This window comes from Limnochorda sp. LNt (genome assembly GCF_035593265.1).
Lineage (GTDB): Bacteria > Bacillota > Limnochordia > Limnochordales > Geochordaceae > Geochorda > Geochorda subterranea.
Genome location: NZ_CP141614.1, coordinates 1,185,742 through 1,206,881 on the forward strand (window position 1 = coordinate 1,185,742; position 21,140 = coordinate 1,206,881).

A 21,140-nucleotide genomic window follows, 5' to 3' on the forward strand; every position below is an offset into this window, starting at 1 on the left:
CGTGACCATGCACAGCCTTGGCGAGATGGCGAGCCTCGAGCGGTCGCGTCCACTCGGCAGATGGCCTTCGGGCCAGCGCCTGGTGGTCACCCTGGCGGTCATCCTGGGGGTAGCCGCCGGGGCTGGCCCGGGGGCCCGGGCTTCGTACACGGGCACCGCCGCCTATCTGGACATCGGCATGGGGGCCCGCGCGATGGCCATGGGCGGGGCCTTCGTGGCCGTAGCCGACGATGCCACGGCACTCTACTACAACCCGGCGGGGCTGGCCGACGTGGGCCCGTGGCAGCTCGTCTCCTTCTACTCCAACCAGTACCAGGCCGCAGGGTACGGCGCCCTTGCTCTGGCCGGACGCGGACTGGGCGGCGGCGTGCAGTGGTTGCGGTCCTCCGGCATACCGGCGCGCGACGAGTACGGCAACGCGTCGGACGAGTTCGACATCTCCCAGACGGCGTGGCGTCTCGCCCTGGCGCGTGAGGTGGGGCCCATCGCCGTGGGGGCCGCCCTGGCCTACGCCTCCGACCGGTACCGGGAGACGTCAGGTAGCGGACTGACGGGAGACGTGGGGGCTTTGATGGACGTGGGGTCGGTCCGCCTGGGCGTGGCCGCCCGGCACTTCTGGGGAGCCCGCACGTCCAGCACGGGCGTGCGGGAGCCCTTCGAGCCCCAACTGGTCGCGGGATTCTCGTGGCGGCTCGGCTCGCTGCTCACCGCCGCGGAGGTGGCCCTGAGGGGGCCCGTGCGAGCGGGGGCCGAATACCGGTTGGGCCCCCTGCTGGCCTTGCGAGCCGGGGCGTGGAGCGAGGACGGTTACCTCAATTGGAGTGCCGGGGTCGGGCTGGCCGTGGGCCGCGCCGCCATCGACTATGCGTACGCCGACGCCCGGGTGCTCGGAGGCTCCCACCGGCTGTCGCTCAGCTACGGCTTCTGAAGGAGCCCCATGAGTCCGAAGAGGGCCAGCAAGACGGGCTGGTGGAGGAGGTAGACGACCAGCGAGTGGCGTCCCAGCCAGCAGACGGGGCGCCACACGCGCGGCGGTGGGGCGGGGGCAGGTAGCCACCGCCCCACGTGCGGCCCGCTCCACACCCCCAGCGCCACCGCTGCCATCCAGGGGAGCACCGGCCAGTAGTCGACGCTGTGGAAGGCCGGCGGCGTGATCCCCAGCGGCACCGTCCAGGCCCATCCCGCACCCGCGGCGAGCCGCCCCGCCACGAGTCCGGCTGCCGCCAGGGCCGCTGCCAGTCCGGTGCCGACGGCCCTCAGCCGCCACAGGACGGGCGCGAGCACGAGCGCCGTGCCGATGAGGTGGAGGATGCCGAACCGCACGTACGCGTCGCCCAGCCCCAGGCGGGTGGCCAGCGTGATGACCAGGGCCCATCCCCAGAGCTTGAGGCCTCTCGAGCGCCAGCGACGGTCCCGCTCCGATGCCGGCCAGCGGGCGGCCGCCAGCGCCATCGACACCCCCACGAGCCACAAGAAGAGGCTCCCGCCCGCTCGCGCCACCCATAGCCACGGCCCCCGGGTCATGTCGAGGCGCAGCAAGCCGAAGAAGCTGGCATCCCACAGCAGGTGATAGATGACCATGCCGGCCACCGCCAGTCCGCGCAGGGCATCGAGCGCCCAGGCCCGCGCCTGCGCGGCCGTCGACTCCGGCCCGGCCGTCGCCGAAGTTCTCCTCGTGCCGCTCACCGTGATATGCTAGCGCCATCATCGGCCGGGTGGGCCGGGTGCGTCGCCTACCCCCTTCCGGACGGCCCTCCCCCTTCCCTCTCCGACTTCATCGGGGTCGAGTACCTGGAGGAGCGGTAGGCCACCTCGATAACCCCTCGGGTCGATGGGGGCAGGAAAAGGCACGGCGCCTGCGAACGTTGCGGTGCGCCGGCATCGCCCCGCGCCCGCGCACGGGGTGCGCCGGCGCGCGGAAGGAGGCGCGGGGCTGTGCCCTTGCCCTTCGTCGGGCGCCGAGGGGAGCTCGCCGGCTTGCGGGAGAGCCTGGCCGAGGCCGCCGCCGGTCACGGGCGACTGATCCTGGTGGGCGGGGAGGCCGGCATCGGCAAGTCGACCCTCTTGCGGCGGGTCGCCTCTGCTGCCGACGGCTTCGCGCTGGCCTGGGGCCACTGCCCCGGCCCCGACGAGACGCCGCCGTACGGCCCCTGGACCGAGATCGTCGAGCGGCTGGCCGGGACCGGGCGCGGCGAGGCCGAGCATCTCCCTCCCCCGTTTGGGGCGGCCCCCGGCCACTGGACGCTCTACGAGCGAGCGGCGAGTCTGGGCCAGTGGCTGGCCAGCCGGGGCCGGCCCCTCTTGCTGATCGTCGAGGACATCCACTGGGCCGACCGGGGCAGCCTCGACCTGCTGCGGCACCTGGCACCCAGGCTGCCCGCCTGGCCGGTGCTGGTGGCGGCGACGTATCGCACCGACGAGATCGGACGTCGCCATCCACTGTGGCAGCTCCTGCCCGAGCTGACCCGGTCGGGTGCGAGCCGGCTGTCGCTGGGGCTCCTCAGCCCCGAGGAGGTGACGGAGCTGGTGGCGGCGGCCCTGCCGGAGACCCCGGCGACCGAGGAGCTGGCGCGCTCGCTGTATGCCCGCACGGCGGGGCATCCCCTCTTCGTGGGCGAGCTGCTGGAGGAGGCGGCCCGCCGGGGCCGTGCCCTCCTGGTGGACGAGCCGTTGCCGCAGACCCTGCGCCAGGCCCTGGACGCCAAGCTGGGCCGGCTGCCTGACGAGGTCCGGGGGGTGCTGCTGGGCGCGGCCGTGATCGGGGAGCGCTTCGGCTACGACCTGCTGGCCCGGGTGACGGAGGTGGAGGAGGAGCGCCTGGCCGAGGCCGTGGAGGCGGCGGTGGACAGCCACGTCATCGAGCCCGTCAGCGCGGACGGCTCGGTCTTCGCCTTCACCCACCCGCTCCTGCGGGAGGCCCTGATGGGAGGGCTGGTGGGAGGGCGCCGCCGCCGGTGGCACCACCGAGTCGGCCAGGCTCTGCTGCAAGAGCCCGCGCCCGATCCCGACGCCGTGGCCTTTCACCTGACGCGGGCCGGGGACCCCCGGGCCTGGGCGTATCTCGTCGCGGCGGCGGACCGCGCGGTGGAGCTGGGCGAGCTGCAGAAGGCACGAGCGCACCTGGAGCAGGCGCTGGGTCTGCTGGGGCCCGGCTCGTCGGGGCGAGGCGAGGTGCTGCTCAAGCTGGGGAACTGCCTCCTGTGGGAAGCGCCGGAGAGGGCGGCGTCCCTCTGGCGGGAGGCGGAGGAGGCGGCTCGGTCGGAGCCCGACCCGGCGGTCGCGGTGTGGGCCCGCCATCTGCTCGTCGAGCGGGTCCTCGCCCGGGAGCCTGCCGACTGGCGGGAGCGGGTGGAGTCGGTCATGGCCGAGCAGGCCGCGATGCTGTCCGAGCCGCGCTACCGCGCCCTGGAGCGCGACCTCTTCGGGCGCTGCCTGGGCGCCCCCAGGGCCGGGCTGCTCCTGGTCGAGAGCCTCGCCCTGGGGGGCGACCCCGAAACGGCCGCCCGGCAACTGGAGCAGCTGGCGGGCTCGGCATCCGCCGACGACCCGGACCTGCGGGAGAGCGTGATGCTGTTGCTGCTGCTGCGGGGCAGGCTGGACGAGGCCTCGGCGCTGTGCGGCAAGGCCGCCCGGGAAGCGCTCGAGACCCGTGACTACCGAAACGCCGTGCGGCTCAAGGCCATCCAGTTGCGGCTGGTGCTCATCGGCGGCGCGGAGCGGCCGGACGAGGTGGACGCCGTGGCGGCCGAGCTGCAAGCCCTCGAGTCGCAGGCGCGGCATCGGTCCGGCTACGCCTACCTGCCCGAGGGCCGGTCGCTGGCGGGTGTCTACCACTATTTCCGGGGAAAGTGGCAGGCTGCCTGGCGAGACGTCGTCGAGGCGGCCCGCCAGGAGATGGGCACCTACGGGGCCCCGCTGGCCTATCACGGGGCGTTGATGCTGCTGCAAGCGGGTGACGTCGCCGGGGCCCGGGCCCTGATCGACAGGGTGCCGCCACCGCGGCCCGACGCACCGGTGCCCCTCGGCAACTACCTGCTGGTGCTGCCCCATGCCTTGCGGGCGGAGGTGCACCTGGCCATGGGCGAGGTCGGACCGGCCCGGCGCTGGCTGGAGGCGGCTGAGCGGTGGCCCGCCTTGGGGGCCTCCCCCTTCTTCCGGGCGGTGGTGCGCCTGGCGTGGGCCCGCTACTACTGGAAGACGGGGAGCGGGGAGGCCGCGTGGCACGCGGCCGTCGAGGCGCTCGTGGATGCCCGCTCAGTCGGCTCCAGCCTGATCGCCATCCACGCCCACCGGCTGCTGGGCGAGCTGGCGGCGGACCGGCAGGACCTGGAAGCGGCTTCCAAGCACTTCGGGGATGCCCTGGAGCTGGCCCATCGGTGCCGCTTGCCCTTCGAGGTCGCCCTGACGCGGCTCGCCCGCGGGCGGTCGCTCGGCTCGACGCCCGACTCCCGGGAGGAGCTGCGGGCGGCCGTCGAGCTCTTCAGGCAGATGGGGGCGGAGCCTGCCGAGGCCATGGCGCGGGCGGCCCTGGCCAAGTGGGAGGAGGCGGGGGCGCGCCACCCCGGGGCGGCCGCAGCATCGGCGGCGCGGCTGCCCGACCGTCTCACCCCCCGGGAGGCGGAGGTGGTGGCGCTGGTGGCCCTGGGCCTGACCGATCAGGAGATCGCGGCTCGCCTCTTCATCTCCCGCAAGACGGTGGACCGCCATCTGCGCAACATCTTCAACAAGACCCGGGTGCCCAACCGGGCGGCCCTGGCCGCCTATGCGACCCGCCACGGCCTCGCCGGATGAAGGGTCGCGTCGGCGCTGCCCGGCCGTCGTGGGGAATTATCCGCATCCTCGCTCAATGGGGAACTCTCCCGATGTCGACGCCCGTCACCGGCCGGTACCCTGAGGACGCGACCTGCGACGGCTCCATCGGGTCATGGGCGCCGGCCGGGGGGTGGGGGTGCCGGCGTGCCGCCTCCGGCCGGCTACCGTGGCCTGGCGTCCGGCGGCCCCTTGGTCGCGGACGCAGCCGTCATCGGGTCTGCCCGGTGGAGGGGGCGACGCTCCGGCCGGGTGGGAGGAAGGGGGACGCCCGGTCGGAGCGGCCATCCTCTACGGACACGCGACGGCCCTCCCGCGTGCTTCACCCCGCACGGGCCGGCGGCGGGTGCGTCGGTCAAGCGCCTCTACCAACTCCAGCCGTCGGCGGCCGTGACCGGCCGCGGTCGCCCATGGCGGGGGCCTTGCAGCGTGCCTTCGAGGAGCTGGGACGGACCTGCGATCCCGTGGCGGTGGCGCCGGGGAGGGGCCGTCGCGCGCCGGCCGCTCAGGGCCCGTCGAGGTAGTAGCCGCCGCCCTTGCCGCGCCGGACCCGCAGGCGGTGGCTGCGGACCAGGTCGCTGGCCTCCTGGCGGATGTAGGCCGGGCTCGCCCGGAAGACCTGCGCCAGCCGCTGTGAGGAGACGGGCCTGGCGTAGCAGGCCCCATGGAGCCGCAGGTAGCGAAGGATGCCGTCCTGCACCGGGCTCAGCGGGCGCGGGGTGGACTCGGTCTCCAACTGCGTCGCTCCCCTCACGTGGCTCGGCGGTGGCTCGGACGTCGGTGCCCCAGACGTCGGACGCGGCCGGTGGTCCGGTGAACCAGACAGAGCCGGCCCAGGTCGTCTCGATAGAGCTGCCATCCCCGCACCGAGATCCAGCTCAACCACCTCACGCGGCGAAAGGTGATCCAAGGCACGCTCGATCCCCCCGAGGTCGGCGAGAGCACCCCGGAAGCCCGGCCATCCTCCCTCCTGGAGGCCGGACACTACCCCCTTCATATTCTTCGGCGGGGGGCCGAGGGTCTCCTCCTCGAGGCACGGGCCTCGATTGAATCCTGCGAGGCCGTCGGATTCGACTTGAATCGAGACGATCTTGAATCCTTCCGCGCCAGCCGGTACGTGGAGGCGTCGGGCGGGGATGGACGACGTCCTCGGTGCGCACGCTACCTGGCGCCATGACCATGGGACTGGGCTTCGTCTCCATCTGCCTGTCGGAGCGAGACTGCTCTCCGGCCGGCAACGTGCGCGTCACCGACATGGCCCGTCTCCCGGATCGGGAGGCCCGGCTTGGACTCATCCGACGCACGGCCGTGCGCAACCTCGACAACACGCTGCGGGTCCTGTGGTTCTTGAAAGGGCAGGGCCTGCAGCTCTACCGATTGGCCACTCAGCTGGTGCCGCTGGCCACCCATCCCGTGACCGAGGGATGGCCCTGGTGGGAGGGTCCCGAGATAGGTCCCCGCCTGGCGCGTATCGGGGCCGTCGTCCGGGAGGAGGGGCTCCGGGTGAGCACCCATCCGCCTCAGGTGTGCGTGCTCAACGGCCCGGCAGACCCTCCGCATCTGCCAGGTCGTCGGCGTCCCCATGGTCTTCGACTGGCACCACCATGTCTGCCGAAACGATGGAGAGGACTTCCAGGAGCTGTTGCCGTCGGTCTTCGCGACGTGGCGGGATCGGCCCCCCAAGGTGCACGTCTCGAGCCCCAGAGACCAACGGGAGCGCCGAGCTCACGCCGACTACGTCGATACGGGCTTCGTCGAGGAGTTCTTGCGGTACGCGGCCTCGTTGGGCGACGTGGACGTCATGGTGGAGGCCAAGGCCAAGGACCTGGCTGCACTGCGGCTCCGGGCCGACCTTCCGGACCTCTTCGGCTCGCGGGCCGGGGTGGGATCCCCCCGGTGATACGGTATACTGGAGGCGCTCGCACATCGCCCGGCATGGCACCGGGCGTCCGTCGCCGCACCAGGGAAGGGGGATGGCCATGGCGGCCAAGCGGATCCTGATGCTGGTGGGAGACTTCGTGGAGGATTACGAGGTGATGGTGCCCTTCCAGGCCCTGCAGATGGTCGGGCACACGGTGCATGCCGTCTGCCCGGGCAAGAGGGCGGGCGAGAAGGTGCGCACGGCCGTCCACGACTTCGAGGGCGAACAGACCTACAGCGAGAAGCCGGGCCACAACTTCACCCTCAACGCGACGTTCGACGAGGTGCGGCCGGAGGATTACGACGCGCTGGTCATCCCGGGCGGGCGCGCCCCCGAGTACATCCGCCTCAACCCCGATGTGCTGCGCATCGCCCGCCACTTCGCCGACGCCGACAAGCCCATCGCGGCCGTCTGTCACGGGCTGCAGGTGCTGGCCACCGCGGGCGCGCTCAAGGGCCGCACATGCACGGGCTACCCGGCCGTGGGGCCGGACGTGACGGCGGCAGGGGGCGAGTGGGTCGAGCTGCCCGCAGACCGGGCCTACGTCCACGGCAAGCTGGTGACGGCGCCGGCCTGGCCGGCCCACCCGGAGTGGCTGGCCAGGTTCCTGGAGGTGCTCGGCACCCGGATCGAACCGTAGGATCAGCCGCAGGGTCGGCATTCGACCTGGGCGGCAGCGCGGGCGGCGCTCGAGGGCCCGGATGGGCAGGGGCGCCGCCTGTTCATCTCGAAAGCCCGTCCGGCTCACATTCGTTGGGGGCGGCGAGAAATCCGCCGGCTACGAGCAGGAGTCCTTGCACCACCTGCGATACGAGGAGGCGCAGCTGTTATGGGACGGGTCCCCATCGTCGACACCCTGCAGCGGGTGCCCGGCGGCATGATGCTGATCCCGTTGCTGTTGGGCTCGGTGGTCCGCACCTTCTGGCCGGGCTTCCTGGGCCTGGGTTCCTTCACGTCGGCGCTGTTTCGCGACGGCGCTTTGCCTCTCATCGCGCTGCTGATCCTGGCGACAGGCGCGCAGATCAACGTGCGCCAGAGCGGTCGGGTGCTGGCCAAGACGGGCGTGGTGCTGATGGCCAAGACCGTGGTGCCGGCGCTGCTCGTCATCGCCTACGGGTACGCCTTTGGCCGCGAGGGGATCCTGGGCGTCTCGCTCTTGGCCGCCATGGTGGCCTTCGTCAACTCCAACGGCGGGCTGTGGCTGGCGCTGGCGACGCAGTACGGCGACGAGGAGGACCGGGGCGCCTACATCGCCAGCGCTCTCAACGACGGCCCCTTCTTCACCCTGGTCTTCCTGGGGCTGAGCGGGCTGGGCGCCATCCCGCTGGTCTACATCGTCGCCGCCGTCCTGCCGTTCGTCATCGGCTTCGTGCTCGGCAACCTCGACGCCAAGTTCGCCGACATGATGAAGCCGGCCTCAGCCATCACCGTGCCGTTCTTCGCCTTCGCGCTGGGCGCCGGCATCGACCTGCGCTCCCTGGCGGTCGGCGGCGTGACGGGGATCTGGCTGGGGCTGCTCGTCGCGCTGATAACCGGCGCGCTGACGTACGGAGCCTACCGGTGGCTGCTGGGCGAACGCAGCGCCGTCGGCTTCGCCGCCGGCACCACGGCCGGCAACTCGGTGGCCACGCCGGCCATCGTGGCCCAGGCCGATGCGTCGTTCGCCCCCTTCGTGGCGGTGGCGACGGCGCAGGTGGCGGCCGCCGTGCTGGTGACGGCCATCGTCACCCCGCTCATCACCCACTACCTCCACCGGAGGCTCCAGCGAGGCGCGGCGGGTCGGCCGGCCGGAGCCCGAGCGTGAGGAGGTGGCGGCCGTGGCCGAGAGGCGTGATAGGTATGCCGTCATCGCCGACGACCTGACGGGGGCGGGCGACACGGGCGTGCAGTTCGCCCGGGCGGGGTTGCGCACCCGTGCCCTGATGGGCGACTGGAGCGCCCCGTCGGTCGAGGGGGCCGACGTCGTCGTCATCAACACCGAGAGCCGGGCCCTGGCACCCGAGGCGGCCTACGAGGCGGTGGCCCGGGCCGCGGCCCGGCTGCGGGCCGTGGAGGCCCGCCCTGTCTACAAGAAGATCGACTCCACGATGCGGGGGCCCGTCGGCGCCGAGGTGGACGCCGTGCTGGACGTCTTCGAGCTGGCGATGGCCGTGGTCTGTCCTGCCTTCCCGGACAACGGGAGGGTCGTCGTGGGCGGCCATCTGCTGGTGGGAGGCCAGCCCGTGGCGCGGACGGCCATCGGGCGGGACCCGGTGGCGCCCGTACGGGAGAGCTTCCTGCCGGCGCTCCTGGGGTCGCAGAGCCGCCGTCCTGTCCATCATGTGGATCTCCGCATGGTCGAGCAGGGGGCCCGGCGGCTGGGCGAGCACCTGGCGACGCTGCGCCGGGAGGGCGGCTGCGTGGTGGCCGTCGATGCCCTCAACGACGCCGACCTGGAGACCATCGTCGAGGCGGTCGAGCCCATGCGGGAGAGCGTGCTCCTGGTCGGCTCGGCAGGACTAGCGCGTCCGCTGGCCCGGCAGCTGACCGTGGCACGAGCGGGAGCGGGCCAGACGAGGGATCGGGGCGGGCCGGTCGTGCTGGTGATGGTGGGGTCGGTCAACCCGGTCTCCCGAGAGCAGATGGCACGCCTCGCCGGGGCGAGGCAGACCGAGGTCGTCTCGCTGGACGTCGCCGCTGCCGTGCAAGACGAGGCGGCCTGGCAGCGGACCGTCGACCGCGCCCGGGAGCGCCTGCGGCAGGCGGCGTCGGCGGGTCGGACCGTCGTGCTCACCACGCCGGGCGAGCCGGCGGATGTCGAGGCAGCGCGGGGGCCGGGGCGGCCCGGGGGATGGAGCCCCGACAGGTGGCGCGCCGGGTGGCCGAGGCGCTGGGCGCCGTGGCGGTGGCTGCGCTGGACGAGGCGCCCCTGGCCGGGGTGGTGGTGACTGGCGGCGACACGGCGCAGGCGCTCCTGGACCTGCTGGAGGCTGACGGGATCGACCTCGTATCGGAGGTGCTGCCGGGCATCCCCTTCGGGACGGTCCACGGAGGCAGGCGCCCGGGGCTGCGGGTCGTGACCAAGGCGGGGGGATTCGGGGGGCCCGATGCGCTGGTGCAGGCCGCGACCTACCTGGCCGGGCTGCCCTGAGGGGCAGGAGCGGGCCGGGGCCAATCGGGGGGAGTGGCGATGAAGGCAGACGAGCGGCCCCTGCTGGCCATCACCATGGGCGACGCCGCCGGCATTGGCCCCGAGATCATCGTCAAGGCCCTGGCGCGGCCGGACGTGCGGGCGGCGTGTCGTCCCCTGGTGATCGGGGACGTGGGGGTGATGGAGCGCCACCTGCGCTTCTGGCCGGCGGGTGCGAGCGCCGTGCAGCCGTCGGTGCGACCGATCGCCTCGCCGGAGGAGGTGGGGGACCCTTCACCCGGCACGATCCCGGTGCTGCAGCCAGGCCCGCCTCTCGGCCCGGTGGAGCCGGGCCGGCTGTCGGAGGAGGCCGGGCGCGGCGCCGTCACGTACGTCCAGGCGGCGGCGTCGCTGGCCCGGGAGCGGCGGGTGGCCGGCATCGTCACCGCCCCGCTCAACAAGGAGGCCATGCATCGGGCCGGCTACCGCTACCCTGGCCACACCGAGCTGCTGGCCGAGGCCTTCGGCGTGACCCGCTACTCGCTGGTGCTGTCGGCTCGGGGGCTCTTCGTCTTCCACGTCACGACCCACGTCTCGTTGCGTCAGGCCCTCGACCTCCTCACGGCTGAACGGGTGCTGGGGCAGATCCGCCTCGCGCACTTGCTGGCGGAGGCCCTGGGGCAGGGCGACCAGCCCATCGCCGTCGCCGCCGTCAACCCCCACGCGGGAGAGGGGGGCCTCTTCGGCACCGAGGAGCGGGACATCCTCGTCCCCGCGGTGGAGGCCGCCCGCCGCGAGGGGATCCCGGCCGTGGGCCCCCTGCCGGCGGACGTGCTGTTCCCCAAGGCGGCTCGGGGGGGCTACCGGTTCGTGGTGGCGATGTATCACGACCAGGGCCACGGGGTCTTCAAGAGCCTCTTCTTCGACGAGGGCGTCAACGTGACGGTGGGGCTGCCCGTCATCCGCACCTCCGTCGACCACGGGACGGCCTTCGACATCGCCGGGCAGGGCGTCGCCCAGGAGGAGAGCCTGGTGGCGGCCATCGACCTGGCGGCCCGGCTCGGACCCAAGTGGGAGCCCATCTGGCGGCAGGCCCGGGCAATGGGGTAGGAGGCCGATGGCAGGGCCGCCCAGGCCGTCATGCACAGGCCGTGTCAACCCGCCACGACGTAGCAGTCGAGCACCGCGTCGACGGCGTCGAGCCGTTGGCAGCGTTGCTCCCCAAAGTTTACGGGCCCCACCCCTGACGGAAAGCGCCGCGGCGGGGCCCATCCTTCCCCCGGTCCCACCCTGGGGCAGGGAAGCGCCCGCTTCGCCGAGTACCTGCCGGTGGAGGGGTGGGCCGGCGAATGTCGGAGCAACGAGCGGTTCTGGAGAAGCTTTCGCAAATCGGCATCGTCCCCGTGGTGCGTGTCAAGGAGCCGGCTACGGCGCTGCGGCTGGTGGAGGCACTGGTGGCCGGTGGGCTGCATGCCATCGAGATCACGTTCACCGTGCGGGGCGCCCCTGACGTCATCGCAGCGGTCGCCGAGCGTTTCCCCCAGGTCCTGGTGGGAGCCGGCACCGTACTGGACGAGCGCGGGGTCGAGCAGGCGGTGGGGGCTGGGGCGCGCTTCGTCGTCAGCCCCGGCACCGTGGATGCTGTGGTGCGGGCTGCAAGGGCGGCGGGCGTGGCGGCGATCCCGGGCGTGCTGACGCCAACGGAGGCTTTGCGCGCCCTGGACTTGGGAGCCGACGCCCTCAAGCTCTTTCCGGCCTCCACGGTGGGCCCCGGCTACCTCAAGGCGCTGCGAGCCGTCCTGCCGGACGTGATCTGGTGCCCGACGGGCGGCATCGACCTCGAGAGCCTGGACCCGTGGTTGCGGGCCGGGGCGGCCTTCGTGGGGGTCGGCAGCCCGCTCCTGGGCGACGTGGAGAAGACGGGAGACTACCAGGGTGTCACCGAGCGAGCCCGGGCCTACCTCGACCGGCTGCGCGAGGTGCGGGCGGCGTAGAGCCGCTCGCCCTCGTGGCCGGTACCGGCGTGCTATACTGGCGCCGGGACAACCGACGATGCAAGCACATCGACAGCCCGGACGAGAAGCCATCCAGCACCTGCCGACCGTCCTGCGGCCCGGCAGCGAGCCGCTGCGGCAGCTGGCGTATGGCTACGGCCTGAGGCTGGTGATTCTCTTCGGCTCCCGGGCCAGGGGTGAGGCGGGCGTCACCAGCGATTTCGACCTGGCCGTATCGATGACCGACCCCTACCGCCGGGCGTATGGCGAGCTCACCGAGGGGGAAGCTCACACCTTTCAGCGGCTCCACAGCGAGCTGCAGCGTATGCTGGCGACGAGTCGCGTCGACCTGGTCTTGCTGGAACGAGCCGCCCCCTTGGTGGTGCATCGGGTTGTCCGAGACGGGATCCCTCTTTTCGAAGCCACGCCGGGGGCGTTCGTGCGGTTGTGCGTGCGGGCCGTACAGATGATCGAGGACGCCCGGCCCATGCTCCAGGCCCAGCGGCGCTACTTGGCGCGCGTCTTCGGGCCAGGCGAGCCGTGGTGACATGGGGTGGGAGCGGTGGTCGACGCGGCGGTCGTGGAGCGCAAGCTTCGAAAGCTCGCCGAGTACCTGCAGGAGCTCGAAGAGATCAAGCCGCCATCGTTCGACGCCTACGTCGGGTCACGGCTCGTCAGGCGGTCGGTCGAACGCCTGTTGCAGCTCCTGGTCGAGGTGGCCAGCGACATCAACGCGCACATCATCGTGGGGCTGGGACACCCGGCGCCGGATGACTACTTCCAGGGCTTCATCCGGATGGGCGAGCTGGAGGTGCTGGCTCCGGAGCTGGCAGCCCGCCTCGCGCCTGCCGCCGGCGCGCGCAACATCCTCGTACATGAGTACGAAGCCATCGACGACCGTATCGTCTACGCGAGCATTCCCCGGGCGCTGGAGGACTTTCGAGCGTACGGACGCCAGGTGCTCGAGTTCCTCAACCGCACGAGTCCTGGCTCGCAGGCCACTCCGACCCCGTAAGGTCGAGGCGGACTTCGTCGCAGGGGGGGCGTGCGTGTCCGACCAGCGTCATCCGGCACCCGCCTTCGCACGGCCCACGAAGGGCGGGGTGCTGCTTTCGGTGCGGCTGCAACCGGGGGCGGCACGCTCCGAGGTGGCGGGCGTCCAGGGCGACGCTCTGCGGCTCAGGATCGCCGCTCCGCCGGTCGACGGCCGTGCCAACGACGCGGCACGGGATTTCCTGGCCGAGCGGCTGGGCGTCCCCCGGTCGGCCATCGTCCTCACCCGGGGCGCCACCGCTCGCCACAAGCTCTTCTTCGTCCAGGGCCTGACCGTCGAGGCGGTGCGCGACCGGCTCTGCCGGCCGTGACGCGACGCGGGGACGCCCTGACGGCGCCCATCCGCCGATGACCCCGAGCCGACGAGACTCGTGTTGAATACAGTTTGACTTAATCGTTTAGGATTCACTGAACGAAGTGAACGGTTTAGTCTGTGCATGGGAAAGCCCTCGAGGTGTGGGAGGCGCCATGGAGCCGGACAGGGGCGCCCTGATGTCGGTCGTCGAGGAGATGGGGCTCCTCTTCGAGCAGTACGGCGCGAGTCGCATGATGGGCAGGGTCATCGGATGGCTGCTGGTGTGCGACCCGCCCGAGCAGTCATCGGCCGACCTGGCTCGCGCGCTGGTCGTCAGCAAGGCTTCCATCAGCATGGCCACGCGCGCTCGTCCACATGGGCATCATCGAGCGAGTGGCTCGTCCCGGCGAGCGCGGCGTGTACTTCCGCCTGCGGCCCGACACCTTCGGCACGACCATCATCGGCCTTCGGCTCGAGGCTTTGAGGCGCTTTCGGCAACTGCTGGAGCGAAGCCTGGCCACGGTGCAGGACGCCCCTGCGGCCCGGCGGAAGCGCCTTGAGGCAGCTCGCGTGCTGTTTACGTTCTTCGAGCGTGAGCTCGAGCGGATCCAGTGCCGCTGGGAAACAGGCGAATGGAAAGAAGGGGACAGGAGGGCGTGAGGTGATCCTCATCCGCCTCGCCTGGCGCAATCTGTGGCGGCATCCGCGCCGCACCATCCTGCTGGGGCTGGCGGTCGCCTACGCGACCCTGGTCATCGTCTTCTTCTGGGGCTTCACCGATGGCTTCATCGACTCCATCCTGGTCAACCAGGGCCGCCTGCTCAGCGGCCCGGTGCTGATCGCGACCCCGGCCTACCAGGACGACCCCGATCCCGAGCACGCGTTGCCGGACCTGGACTTTCTGGCCGCCGTGCAGGAGCATCCGTCGGTCCGGGGCGTCGCGGTCCGGCTGACCTTTCCGGTGCTGGTCAGCTCCCCGTACGCGTCGATGGGCACGGAGGCTCGGGGCGTCGACCCCGATGCCGAGCGGGCCGTCAGCCTGGTGCCGGACCGAATCGTCGAGGGCCGGATGCTCGCGACACCGGGCGAGGCCGTGCTGGGAGCAGGCCTGGCCGAGCGGCTCGACGTGCGGCTGGGCGAGCGGGTCGTGGTGGACACCGCCTCGCTCGCGGGCCCGCAGGCGGCGGGTCTGGTGGTGGTGGGGCTGGTCCGTACCGGGCTCTCGACCCTCGACGACACCCTGGTCTGGGTGCACCTGGACGCCGCCCGGCGCTTGACGGGGGTGCCGACCGGCACGGAAGTGGCCCTGGACGTGCCGCGTGGCCAGGAGGAGCCAGTGGCGGCCTCGCTGGGCGCCATGCTGCCCGCCGGCATCGGGGCCTACGGGCTTCGCCAGCGGATGGGCAGCCTCTGGGCCGATCTGCAGTCAGCCCGGGCCGAGGTGGTGGTCATCGGGCTCTTCCTCTCGGTCTTCGCCGCGCTGGCCGTCGTCAGCACGGTGGTGGTCAGCGTTCTGCAACGCACCCGGGAGTTCGGCGTGATGATGGCGGTGGGGATGAGCCCGCGCCAGGTCTCGACGATGGTGGTCTGGGAGACCGTCCTCGCCAGCGCCCTCGGGTGGCTGGCCGGGCTGGTGGGAGGCTTCGCCCTGACTGCGCTGATGCAGCGGTACAACCTCCTGGGGCCGCTCTTCGGCCAGACGTTTGGCGACCTGTGGGCCCAGCTGGGGATCCCGGAGGAGATGTACACCATGACCCGGCCCGTCTACGCGCTGTATGCGTCCAGCACCGTGGCGGTGGCGGTCCTCTTCGCGCTGCTGGCGCCGGTGCGCCGGGTCCGGGCGCTGGATCCGGCGCGGGCGTTGAGGTCCGAGTAGGGGGCGGGCAAGAGGCGATGGCAGCTCGAGTCACGGCATGGCTGGCGATGGCGGGCTTGCTCGCCGGGGTGGCCGCGGCGCCCGTGGGGCCTCTCGGTGGGGCCAGGGTGGCACGGGCCGCCGAGGCGTCGGCGGGTGACGCCGAGGCCGTGCTGGACGCCATCCTCGACAACATGCGGGGCGGCGGCGTGGCGGCGACGCTGACGCTGTCGGTTTGGCGGGGCGACAGCGAGACCCGCTACCGGCTCGAGATCGTGTCGGACGGCCTGGAGCGCGCGCTGATGCGGGTGACCGAGCCTCCCCGGGAGGCCGGCCAGGCCTTCCTGCGGGACGGGGACAACCTCTGGGTTTACGTGCCGAGGCTGCGGCGCACGCTGCGGCTGCCTCCCAGCGGCAAGACGGACCGGTTGCTGGGGTCGGACCTCGCGTACAGCGACCTGACGGGGCGAGACGCGGAGTCTGACTACGAGGCCGAGATCCTGGCGCGAACCGAACGCGATGTCACCCTGAGGCTGATGCCCAGGCCCGGCGCCCCGACGCCCTACGGCGAGGTGCGCCTGAGCGCGGCGCTGCCGCACCACACGCCGCAGGTCATGCTCTTCTTCGACCAGCGGGGGCAGGCCGTGCGCCGCATCGCCTTCGAGGGCTACGTCGAGGCCGAGGGGTACCGCGTGCCGACACGGGTCACGGTGGAGGACCTCTTGCGGGACGGCCACCGCACGGTAGTGGCGTACGAGCGTTACCGATTCGGGATCTCGCCGCCGGCGGCGTGCTTCACGTTGCAGGCGCTGGAGGGCGGCTGCCCGGTGCCGCTGGATGGCGGGGCGGCGGGTGGCCGGCCATGATGGCGCTGGCCTGGCGCAACGTGTGGCGCCGCAAGGGGCGGAGCCTCGCGGTGGCGACGGCGGTCGGCGCCGTGGTCTGGCTGGCCCTCGTCTACTTCGGCCTGGTCGGGGCCGCGGGGACCGGCGTGTACCAGAGGCTGGTCGAGCAGAGTGGCCACCTGCAGATCCGGGTGGCCGACTGGCGGGAGCAGCACGAGTTGCGCAGTCTGCTGGTGCCCGACGCGGCAGGCCTGGCGCGGCAGGTGCGAGAGGCGTTGCCCCAGGCTCGGGTGGAGCCCGTACTGGAGGTGCCGGCGCTCTTGTCGGGTGACAGCCGCTCGAGGGGCGTGGTGCTGGCGGGGCAGTCGCCGCCCGGTTGGTTGGAGGGGCGCTTGAGGGACGGGCGCTGGTACGACGCCGGCGAGCCTGATGCCATCGTGCTCGGTGCATCGCTGGCACGGGCCCTCGGCGTCGGCATCGGCGACTGGGTCTACGCCTACGCGCCTGGCACCGAGGGCCTGGGGGCCGGCGCCTTCCGGGTGGTGGGCACCGTCGGCCTGCCCGATCCGGCGCTGGAGGTGCGCGCGGCCTATTTGCCCCTCGCTGCCCTGCAGGAGATGGCCGCGCCGGGGGCGGCCACGCGGCTGGAGATCGACGTCGGCATCGTCAGGCTGGCCGATGACCCGCTCGTCGGACACCTGCGGGACGCCCTGGTGCAGGTCGTGGAGGGCCGGACCGCCTCCGGGCCCGCTCTGGTGGTGGAGACCTGGCGCACCCTCAACCCGGCCGCTGCGAGCCTGGTGGAGATGATCCGCCCCATGGCGGCCGTCGTCAACGCCCTCTTCTTCGTCATGGCGGGGCTGCTGGTGCTCAACAACGTCTACCTGAGCCTGATGGAGCGCATCCGGGAGTTCGGCACCATCCTGGCCCTGGGCGCCAGCCGGGCCCGGGTGCTGGGGATGGTCATGCTCGAGAGCCTGCTGTTGACCGCGGCCGGCGGCGCGGTGGGGCTGGCGCTGGGGCTGGGTACGGTCGCGGCGCTTTCGGGTGGCTTCACCTATCCGTATTACGATCTCGAGCGCTGGGGGCTCCCGACGGTGCTCTACCTCCGTCTGGAGCCGGTGGACGTGGCGGTGACGGTGGCCTTTACGCTGGCGACGGCCCTGGTGGCGGCGCTCTGGCCGGGCTGGGTGGCAGCCCGGCTGGAGCCCGTCGAGGCCATGCGCTTTCGGGCATGAGGCGGCCCCGTGCATGAAGGGGTGGGGGAGGCATACCCGTGTCGGCGCTTCTGCGAGCCCGGCAGCTTCACAAGATGTATCGGACCGACGGGGTGGCGACGCCGGCGCTGCGAGGGCTCGACCTGGACGTCGAGGCCGGGGAGTTCACCGCCATCGCCGGCCCGTCGGGCAGCGGCAAGACGACGCTCCTCAATTTGCTGGGGGGCCTGGACCGCCCCACCTCGGGCGAGGTATGGCTGGGGGCCACGCGGCTCGACACGTTGAGCCGGGACCGGCTGGCCAGGCTGCGCCTGCAGGAGATCGGCTTCGTCTTTCAGTCGTACAACCTGCTGCCGGTCCTCTCCGCGCTCGAAAACGCCGCCTTCGTCCTGGAGCTGCGAGGCGTGGCGCGCCGGGAGCGCGAGCGTCGAGCCCTCGAGGCCCTGGCCAGCCTGGGGATGGCCGAGCTGGCCGACCGGCGCCCCAATCAGCTGTCGGGTGGCCAGCAGCAACGGGTGGCGGTGGCCCGCGCGCTGGCGGGCCGGCCCCGGATCATCCTGGCCGACGAGCCCACGGCCAATCTGGACACCGAGTCGGGGCTGGCGCTCATCGACCACATGCGCAGGCTCAACCGCGAGCAGGTCATCACCTTCGTCTTCAGCACGCACGACCCCCGCCTGCTGGAGCGGGTCGATCGGGTGGTGCGGCTCCAGGACGGGAGGATCGTGGCCGATGAGCGGCGCTAGTGCGACCCGCCACGCTCTCTGGCGGGCCCGGGGTCTCCTCGCCCTGGCGGTCGGCCTGGCCGCCGCGGTGGGGCCGGCGCCGGTGGGTCCTGCCGGCGCGGCGGCCGAGGTCCGGTGGCGCCTGGCCGGGGAGACGGGCCTTGCCGCCACGTTGTCGTCGCCCTTGCCGCACCGGCTCGTGGTCGACGCCCGGGTCGAGGCAGCGGGGGGCTCGGGCTCCGTTGGATGGCGTCTCACGGCCGACGCTGCGCTGCCCGTCACCGTAAGCGGAGATGGACGGGCGCAGGTCGGCGACGTCGACTGGGCGCTCGAGGAGGCGACCGTTTCCTGGCAGAGGGACGCCTGGATGGCGAGCGCCGGGCGGGAGCGGTTGCCGCTGGAGGCAGCCCGCCTGCTCTTGCCCTTCGCCGTCGAGCCCGTCTCCCCGTCGGGTCTGCGGGTCGGCGTGTGGGGCGCTCGGCTCGCGTGCGCCGAGGGGCCGACCCGGTTGCGGCTGGCCGTCGTGGAAGACGTGCACCACGCGGGGAGGGCCCTGCCGGTGGTCAGCGTGCGCCGCCAGGGTGGCGCCGCCGAGGTGGAGGGGCACGTCGCATGGACCGACGAGGGCGCCGCGCCGGTGGCGGGTGTGACGGCCAGCGGCCTGGTGCGGGACCTCGTCGTCTACGGCGAGCTCTGGCACGCACGCGACGGGCGCTACGTGGTCGGGGTCAGTGGCTTTTGGGGTGACGCGCTTTGGACGGTGGAGGCCGGTCGGGTGCTGTCGCCTGACGGCCTCGCGGTGCAGCCGATGGCCGCGGCCCAGGTGGGCTGGCAGCAGGGGCCTGACGTGGCCTGGACCGTCGGCTCCCAACTCCTCGTCGTCGAGGACGCGGTGCGTGCTCGGCTTCACGTCGAGCGCACCGCCCTGGCCGCCAGCCACGACTGGCGGGTCGTGACCTCCGTCTCCTCCACCCCCGACGCCCCGTCGTGGGCGGTCGGCCTCGGGTACCGGCATTACTGGGGGCTCTGAGGCGTCGGCCGACGGCCGGCATGCCCCGCCGATGACGCCTCTTTAGCGCTCCCCGTCGCCTCGCAGCAGGAACCGAGCCCCGGGCGTCGTAGGTCATCGTTCAGAAAAGGATTTCGACAACCTTTTCAGAAGCCGATCTCGGGGCGGGTGCGGCAAGGATTGCAGAGCGTCTCGGTGCGGGATGTGGCCCGAAGAGCCGGCGTCTCGATAAGTACGGTCTCGCGGGTGCTGGGCGGGAGCGCGCCGGTCTCCGCCGAGTTGCGCGCGCGGGTGATGCAGGCTGTCGAGGAGCTGGGGTACCGCCCCAACGCGCATGCGCGGGGCCTTCGCCTTGGTCGGACGGGCATCATCGGCCTTCTGGTGCCCGACGTCTCCAACCCGTTCTTCGGCGAGCTGGCACGGGTCATCGAGGTGAGCGCCAGCCGAGCCGGCTACAACGTCCTGCTTTGCAACAGCCAGAACGAAGCGGCGCGCGAGCGGCAGTACCTGGATCTCCTTCAGTCGCAGAGGGTGGACGGGCTGCTGGTGGTGGCCTCCAGTTTGCAGCGCTCGGACCTGGAGCGCTTCGGGCGGGCGACCGGCGCCAGGGTGGTGGCAATGGACCGCAAGATCGAGGGATTCGAGGGGCCCTGGGTGGGATCGGACCCGTTGCCGGGATGCCGTGAGGCGGTGGAACACCTCGTCGCACTGGGGCACCGGCGCATCGGGATCGTCCGTGGCCCGGTGGGGGTTCTCGCGAGCGAAGAGCGTTACCAGGCCATGGTGAGGGCCCTCGAGGAGCGCGGCCTCTCCCCCTCCCGAGCCTGGACCTGGGCCGGCGAGTACACGTTTGAGACGGGTGCTAGGGCCGGTGCCCGACTGGCCCGATGTCGTCCGGGTGAGCGCCCCACGGCGGTCATCTGCGGTAGCGAACTGGCCGCGTTCGGTCTGATTCAGGCGGTGGAGGAGGCGGGTCTTCGCGTGCCCGACGACCTCTCCGTCGTCGGGTACGACAACACGCCCTTCTCTGCGGTCTGTCGTCCCCCCTTGACCGTCATCGCGCAGCCCATCGAGCGCATCGGCCAGGTGGCGACCCGCACGCTGCTGCGCCTGCTGCAGGCGCCGCTGCGTCGCCAGCCCGAGCCGCTGATGCGCATGCCGGGGATGGGCGAGGCCCCTCGGCCCGCTCCTGGGGAGAGACGAGCCCGCAGCGTGGCCCTGCCGACGCGGCTGGTGGTGCGGCAGAGCACCACGGCAGTGCCATCGCCCGACGCCCCGACGCGTGGGAGACGAGGCGGATCGGATGGCGTCGGCCATGCATGACCGGGAAGCCCCCGTACTCGTGGCAGGCAGCATCAACGTCGACCTCCTGGTGGAGGTGCCGCACCTTCCGGTTCGCGGGGAGACGGTCGCAGCCCGGCGGCTGCACCAGCAGGTCGGAGGCAAGGGGGCCAATCAGGCTGTCGCCGGCGCTCGAGCCGGCGCCCGAGTGGTGCTGTATGGATGCGTCGGCGACGACGTCTGGGGCGAGCGGGCCCTCTCCTATCTGCGCGAGGAGCAGGTCGAGACGGGCTTCGTGCGAGTGACGCCGGGGGAGACGACCGGCCTGGCCGTCATCACCGTGGACAAAGATGGCCACAACACCATCGCCGTCGTGCCGGGGGCCAACGGGTCTCTGCCCGATTCGCTGCCTCCGGACTTGAGCGAGGCCATGCCATCGTTCGCGGCCGTGGTCGTGCAATTCGAGATCCCCTCCCCCGCGCTCGGGGCTCTTTACCGGCGGGTGGAGCAAGTGCGGTGCTCCCATGGGGTGAGAGCGCCGCGGCTGATCGTCAATCCGAGCCCGTTGGTCAGGCAGTCGCTCCCCGACCCCGGGTTGGCCGACCTCTTGATCGTCAACGAAGTCGAGGCGTCGGAGCTGAGCGGCGTGGACGTCGCCGATCCCCGACGGGCTGCTCTCGCCGCCCGGCGGTTGGCCGAGTCGGTGCGGCCGGGCGGGGCCGTCGTCGTGACCCTTGGCCCTCAGGGGGCGGTGGTCTGGGAGGTTTCGGGAGCGTGCTGGCACGTACCGGCCCTGCCCGTCAGGGCGGTGGACTCGACGGGAGCGGGCGACGTCTTCACGGGGGTGTTGGTGGCCGCGCTCATTTCGGGACGTGGCCTGGTCGCCGCCGCGCGGCTGGCCGTGGCCGCTTCGGGTCTGTGCGTGACACGCCACGGTGTCCAGCAGGCCATTCCCCGGCGAGCCGACATCGAGCGAGCGCTGGCACGAGTGCCCGGGCCGGTCTTGCTGGCAGAGTGAGCAACTCCG

At 72.4% G+C, this 21,140-nt stretch carries 22 protein-coding genes and 1 pseudogene; 21 read left to right on the forward strand and 2 right to left on the reverse strand.

The features are described from left to right. Position 1 precedes the first annotated feature (1 nt). Positions 2–928 (forward strand): PorV/PorQ family protein, encoded by a 927-nt coding sequence (locus tag VLY81_RS05535; RefSeq protein ID WP_324670031.1) that lies wholly within the window; start codon positions 2–4, stop codon positions 926–928. Here the strand turns inward: VLY81_RS05535 and VLY81_RS05540 are convergent. After that, complete coding sequence (locus VLY81_RS05540; RefSeq protein ID WP_324670032.1) at positions 916–1,686, reverse strand: heparan-alpha-glucosaminide N-acetyltransferase; 771 nt, start codon at positions 1,684–1,686, stop codon at positions 916–918. The two genes, VLY81_RS05535 and VLY81_RS05540, sit on opposite strands and share 13 nt — an antisense overlap. A 249-nt stretch (positions 1,687–1,935) precedes the next feature. Here VLY81_RS05540 and VLY81_RS05545 point away from each other — a divergent pair, with 249 nt between their 5' ends. Next, positions 1,936–4,791, forward strand: coding sequence for a helix-turn-helix transcriptional regulator (locus tag VLY81_RS05545; protein WP_324670033.1), 2,856 nt, complete (start codon positions 1,936–1,938; stop codon positions 4,789–4,791). Between the two features lie 523 nt (positions 4,792–5,314). Here the strand turns inward: VLY81_RS05545 and VLY81_RS05550 are convergent. Then, positions 5,315–5,545: an Rrf2 family transcriptional regulator gene (locus tag VLY81_RS05550; RefSeq protein ID WP_324670034.1), complete on the reverse strand. Its 231-nt coding sequence runs from the start codon at positions 5,543–5,545 to the stop codon at positions 5,315–5,317. Between the two features lie 443 nt (positions 5,546–5,988). On the opposite strand from VLY81_RS05550, the pseudogene VLY81_RS14585 reads away from it, so the two are divergent. The 19 genes and pseudogenes from VLY81_RS14585 to VLY81_RS05640 form a co-directional block, all read left to right on the forward strand. Continuing rightward, positions 5,989–6,334, forward strand: a pseudogene (locus VLY81_RS14585) (UV DNA damage repair endonuclease UvsE); the annotation flags it as partial. Beyond that, positions 6,323–6,709 (forward strand): hypothetical protein, encoded by a 387-nt coding sequence (locus tag VLY81_RS05555; RefSeq protein WP_324670347.1) that lies wholly within the window; start codon positions 6,323–6,325, stop codon positions 6,707–6,709. The pseudogene VLY81_RS14585 and the gene VLY81_RS05555, both read left to right, overlap by 12 nt. 79 nt (positions 6,710–6,788) lie before the next feature. Further along, positions 6,789–7,370: a DJ-1/PfpI family protein gene (locus VLY81_RS05560; RefSeq protein ID WP_324670035.1), complete on the forward strand. Its 582-nt coding sequence runs from the start codon at positions 6,789–6,791 to the stop codon at positions 7,368–7,370. A gap of 189 nt (positions 7,371–7,559) precedes the next feature. Further along, positions 7,560–8,534, forward strand: a complete 975-nt coding sequence (locus tag VLY81_RS05565) for a 2-keto-3-deoxygluconate permease (protein ID WP_324670036.1) — start codon at positions 7,560–7,562, stop codon at positions 8,532–8,534. 13 nt (positions 8,535–8,547) lie between these two features. Continuing rightward, entirely contained in the window at positions 8,548–9,657 is a 1,110-nt protein-coding gene (locus VLY81_RS05570; protein WP_324670037.1) for a four-carbon acid sugar kinase family protein, read from the forward strand. Continuing rightward, positions 9,609–9,860, forward strand: coding sequence for a nucleotide-binding domain containing protein (locus VLY81_RS05575; RefSeq protein WP_324670038.1), 252 nt, complete (start codon positions 9,609–9,611; stop codon positions 9,858–9,860). Before VLY81_RS05570 ends, VLY81_RS05575 begins: the two co-directional genes overlap by 49 nt. Positions 9,861–9,899: 39 nt before the next feature. Further along, a complete protein-coding gene (pdxA, locus tag VLY81_RS05580) occupies positions 9,900–10,949 on the forward strand; it encodes a 4-hydroxythreonine-4-phosphate dehydrogenase PdxA (protein ID WP_324670039.1) in 1,050 nt (349 codons plus the stop codon). Between the two features lie 239 nt (positions 10,950–11,188). Further along, entirely contained in the window at positions 11,189–11,833 is a 645-nt protein-coding gene (locus tag VLY81_RS05585; protein ID WP_324670040.1) for a bifunctional 4-hydroxy-2-oxoglutarate aldolase/2-dehydro-3-deoxy-phosphogluconate aldolase, read from the forward strand. A gap of 58 nt (positions 11,834–11,891) precedes the next feature. Beyond that, positions 11,892–12,380 (forward strand): type VII toxin-antitoxin system MntA family adenylyltransferase antitoxin, encoded by a 489-nt coding sequence (gene mntA / locus VLY81_RS05590; RefSeq protein ID WP_324670041.1) that lies wholly within the window; start codon positions 11,892–11,894, stop codon positions 12,378–12,380. A 6-nt stretch (positions 12,381–12,386) separates the two neighbouring features. Further along, the gene (gene hepT / locus VLY81_RS05595; RefSeq protein WP_324670042.1) at positions 12,387–12,848 is read left to right on the forward strand and encodes a type VII toxin-antitoxin system HepT family RNase toxin; all 462 of its coding nucleotides are present in this window, start codon (positions 12,387–12,389) and stop codon (positions 12,846–12,848) included. A gap of 34 nt (positions 12,849–12,882) precedes the next feature. Next, a complete protein-coding gene (locus VLY81_RS05600) occupies positions 12,883–13,197 on the forward strand; it encodes a DUF167 domain-containing protein (protein WP_324670043.1) in 315 nt (104 codons plus the stop codon). 359 nt (positions 13,198–13,556) lie between these two features. Then, complete coding sequence (locus VLY81_RS05605; RefSeq protein WP_324670044.1) at positions 13,557–13,841, forward strand: hypothetical protein; 285 nt, start codon at positions 13,557–13,559, stop codon at positions 13,839–13,841. A 1-nt stretch (position 13,842) separates the two neighbouring features. After that, entirely contained in the window at positions 13,843–15,057 is a 1,215-nt protein-coding gene (locus VLY81_RS05610; RefSeq protein ID WP_324670045.1) for an ABC transporter permease, read from the forward strand. A gap of 17 nt (positions 15,058–15,074) precedes the next feature. After that, positions 15,075–15,902 (forward strand): outer membrane lipoprotein-sorting protein, encoded by an 828-nt coding sequence (locus VLY81_RS05615; RefSeq protein WP_324670046.1) that lies wholly within the window; start codon positions 15,075–15,077, stop codon positions 15,900–15,902. Next, positions 15,827–17,119 carry an ABC transporter permease gene (locus tag VLY81_RS05620; RefSeq protein WP_324670047.1) on the forward strand — a complete coding sequence of 431 codons (1,293 nt, stop codon included), beginning with the start codon at positions 15,827–15,829 and terminating at the stop codon, positions 17,117–17,119. The genes VLY81_RS05615 and VLY81_RS05620 overlap by 76 nt, the downstream gene beginning before the upstream one ends. Positions 17,120–17,193: 74 nt before the next feature. Next, positions 17,194–17,844: an ABC transporter ATP-binding protein gene (locus VLY81_RS05625; RefSeq protein ID WP_405001337.1), complete on the forward strand. Its 651-nt coding sequence runs from the start codon at positions 17,194–17,196 to the stop codon at positions 17,842–17,844. Next, positions 17,831–18,853, forward strand: a complete 1,023-nt coding sequence (locus VLY81_RS05630) for a hypothetical protein (protein WP_324670049.1) — start codon at positions 17,831–17,833, stop codon at positions 18,851–18,853. Before VLY81_RS05625 ends, VLY81_RS05630 begins: the two co-directional genes overlap by 14 nt. A gap of 147 nt (positions 18,854–19,000) precedes the next feature. Further along, entirely contained in the window at positions 19,001–20,155 is a 1,155-nt protein-coding gene (locus VLY81_RS05635; protein WP_324670050.1) for a LacI family DNA-binding transcriptional regulator, read from the forward strand. 19 nt (positions 20,156–20,174) lie between these two features. Next, on the forward strand, positions 20,175–21,131 hold the full coding sequence (locus VLY81_RS05640; RefSeq protein WP_324670051.1) for a ribokinase: 957 nt from the start codon (positions 20,175–20,177) through the stop codon (positions 21,129–21,131). The last annotated feature ends 9 nt before the right edge of the window (positions 21,132–21,140 follow it).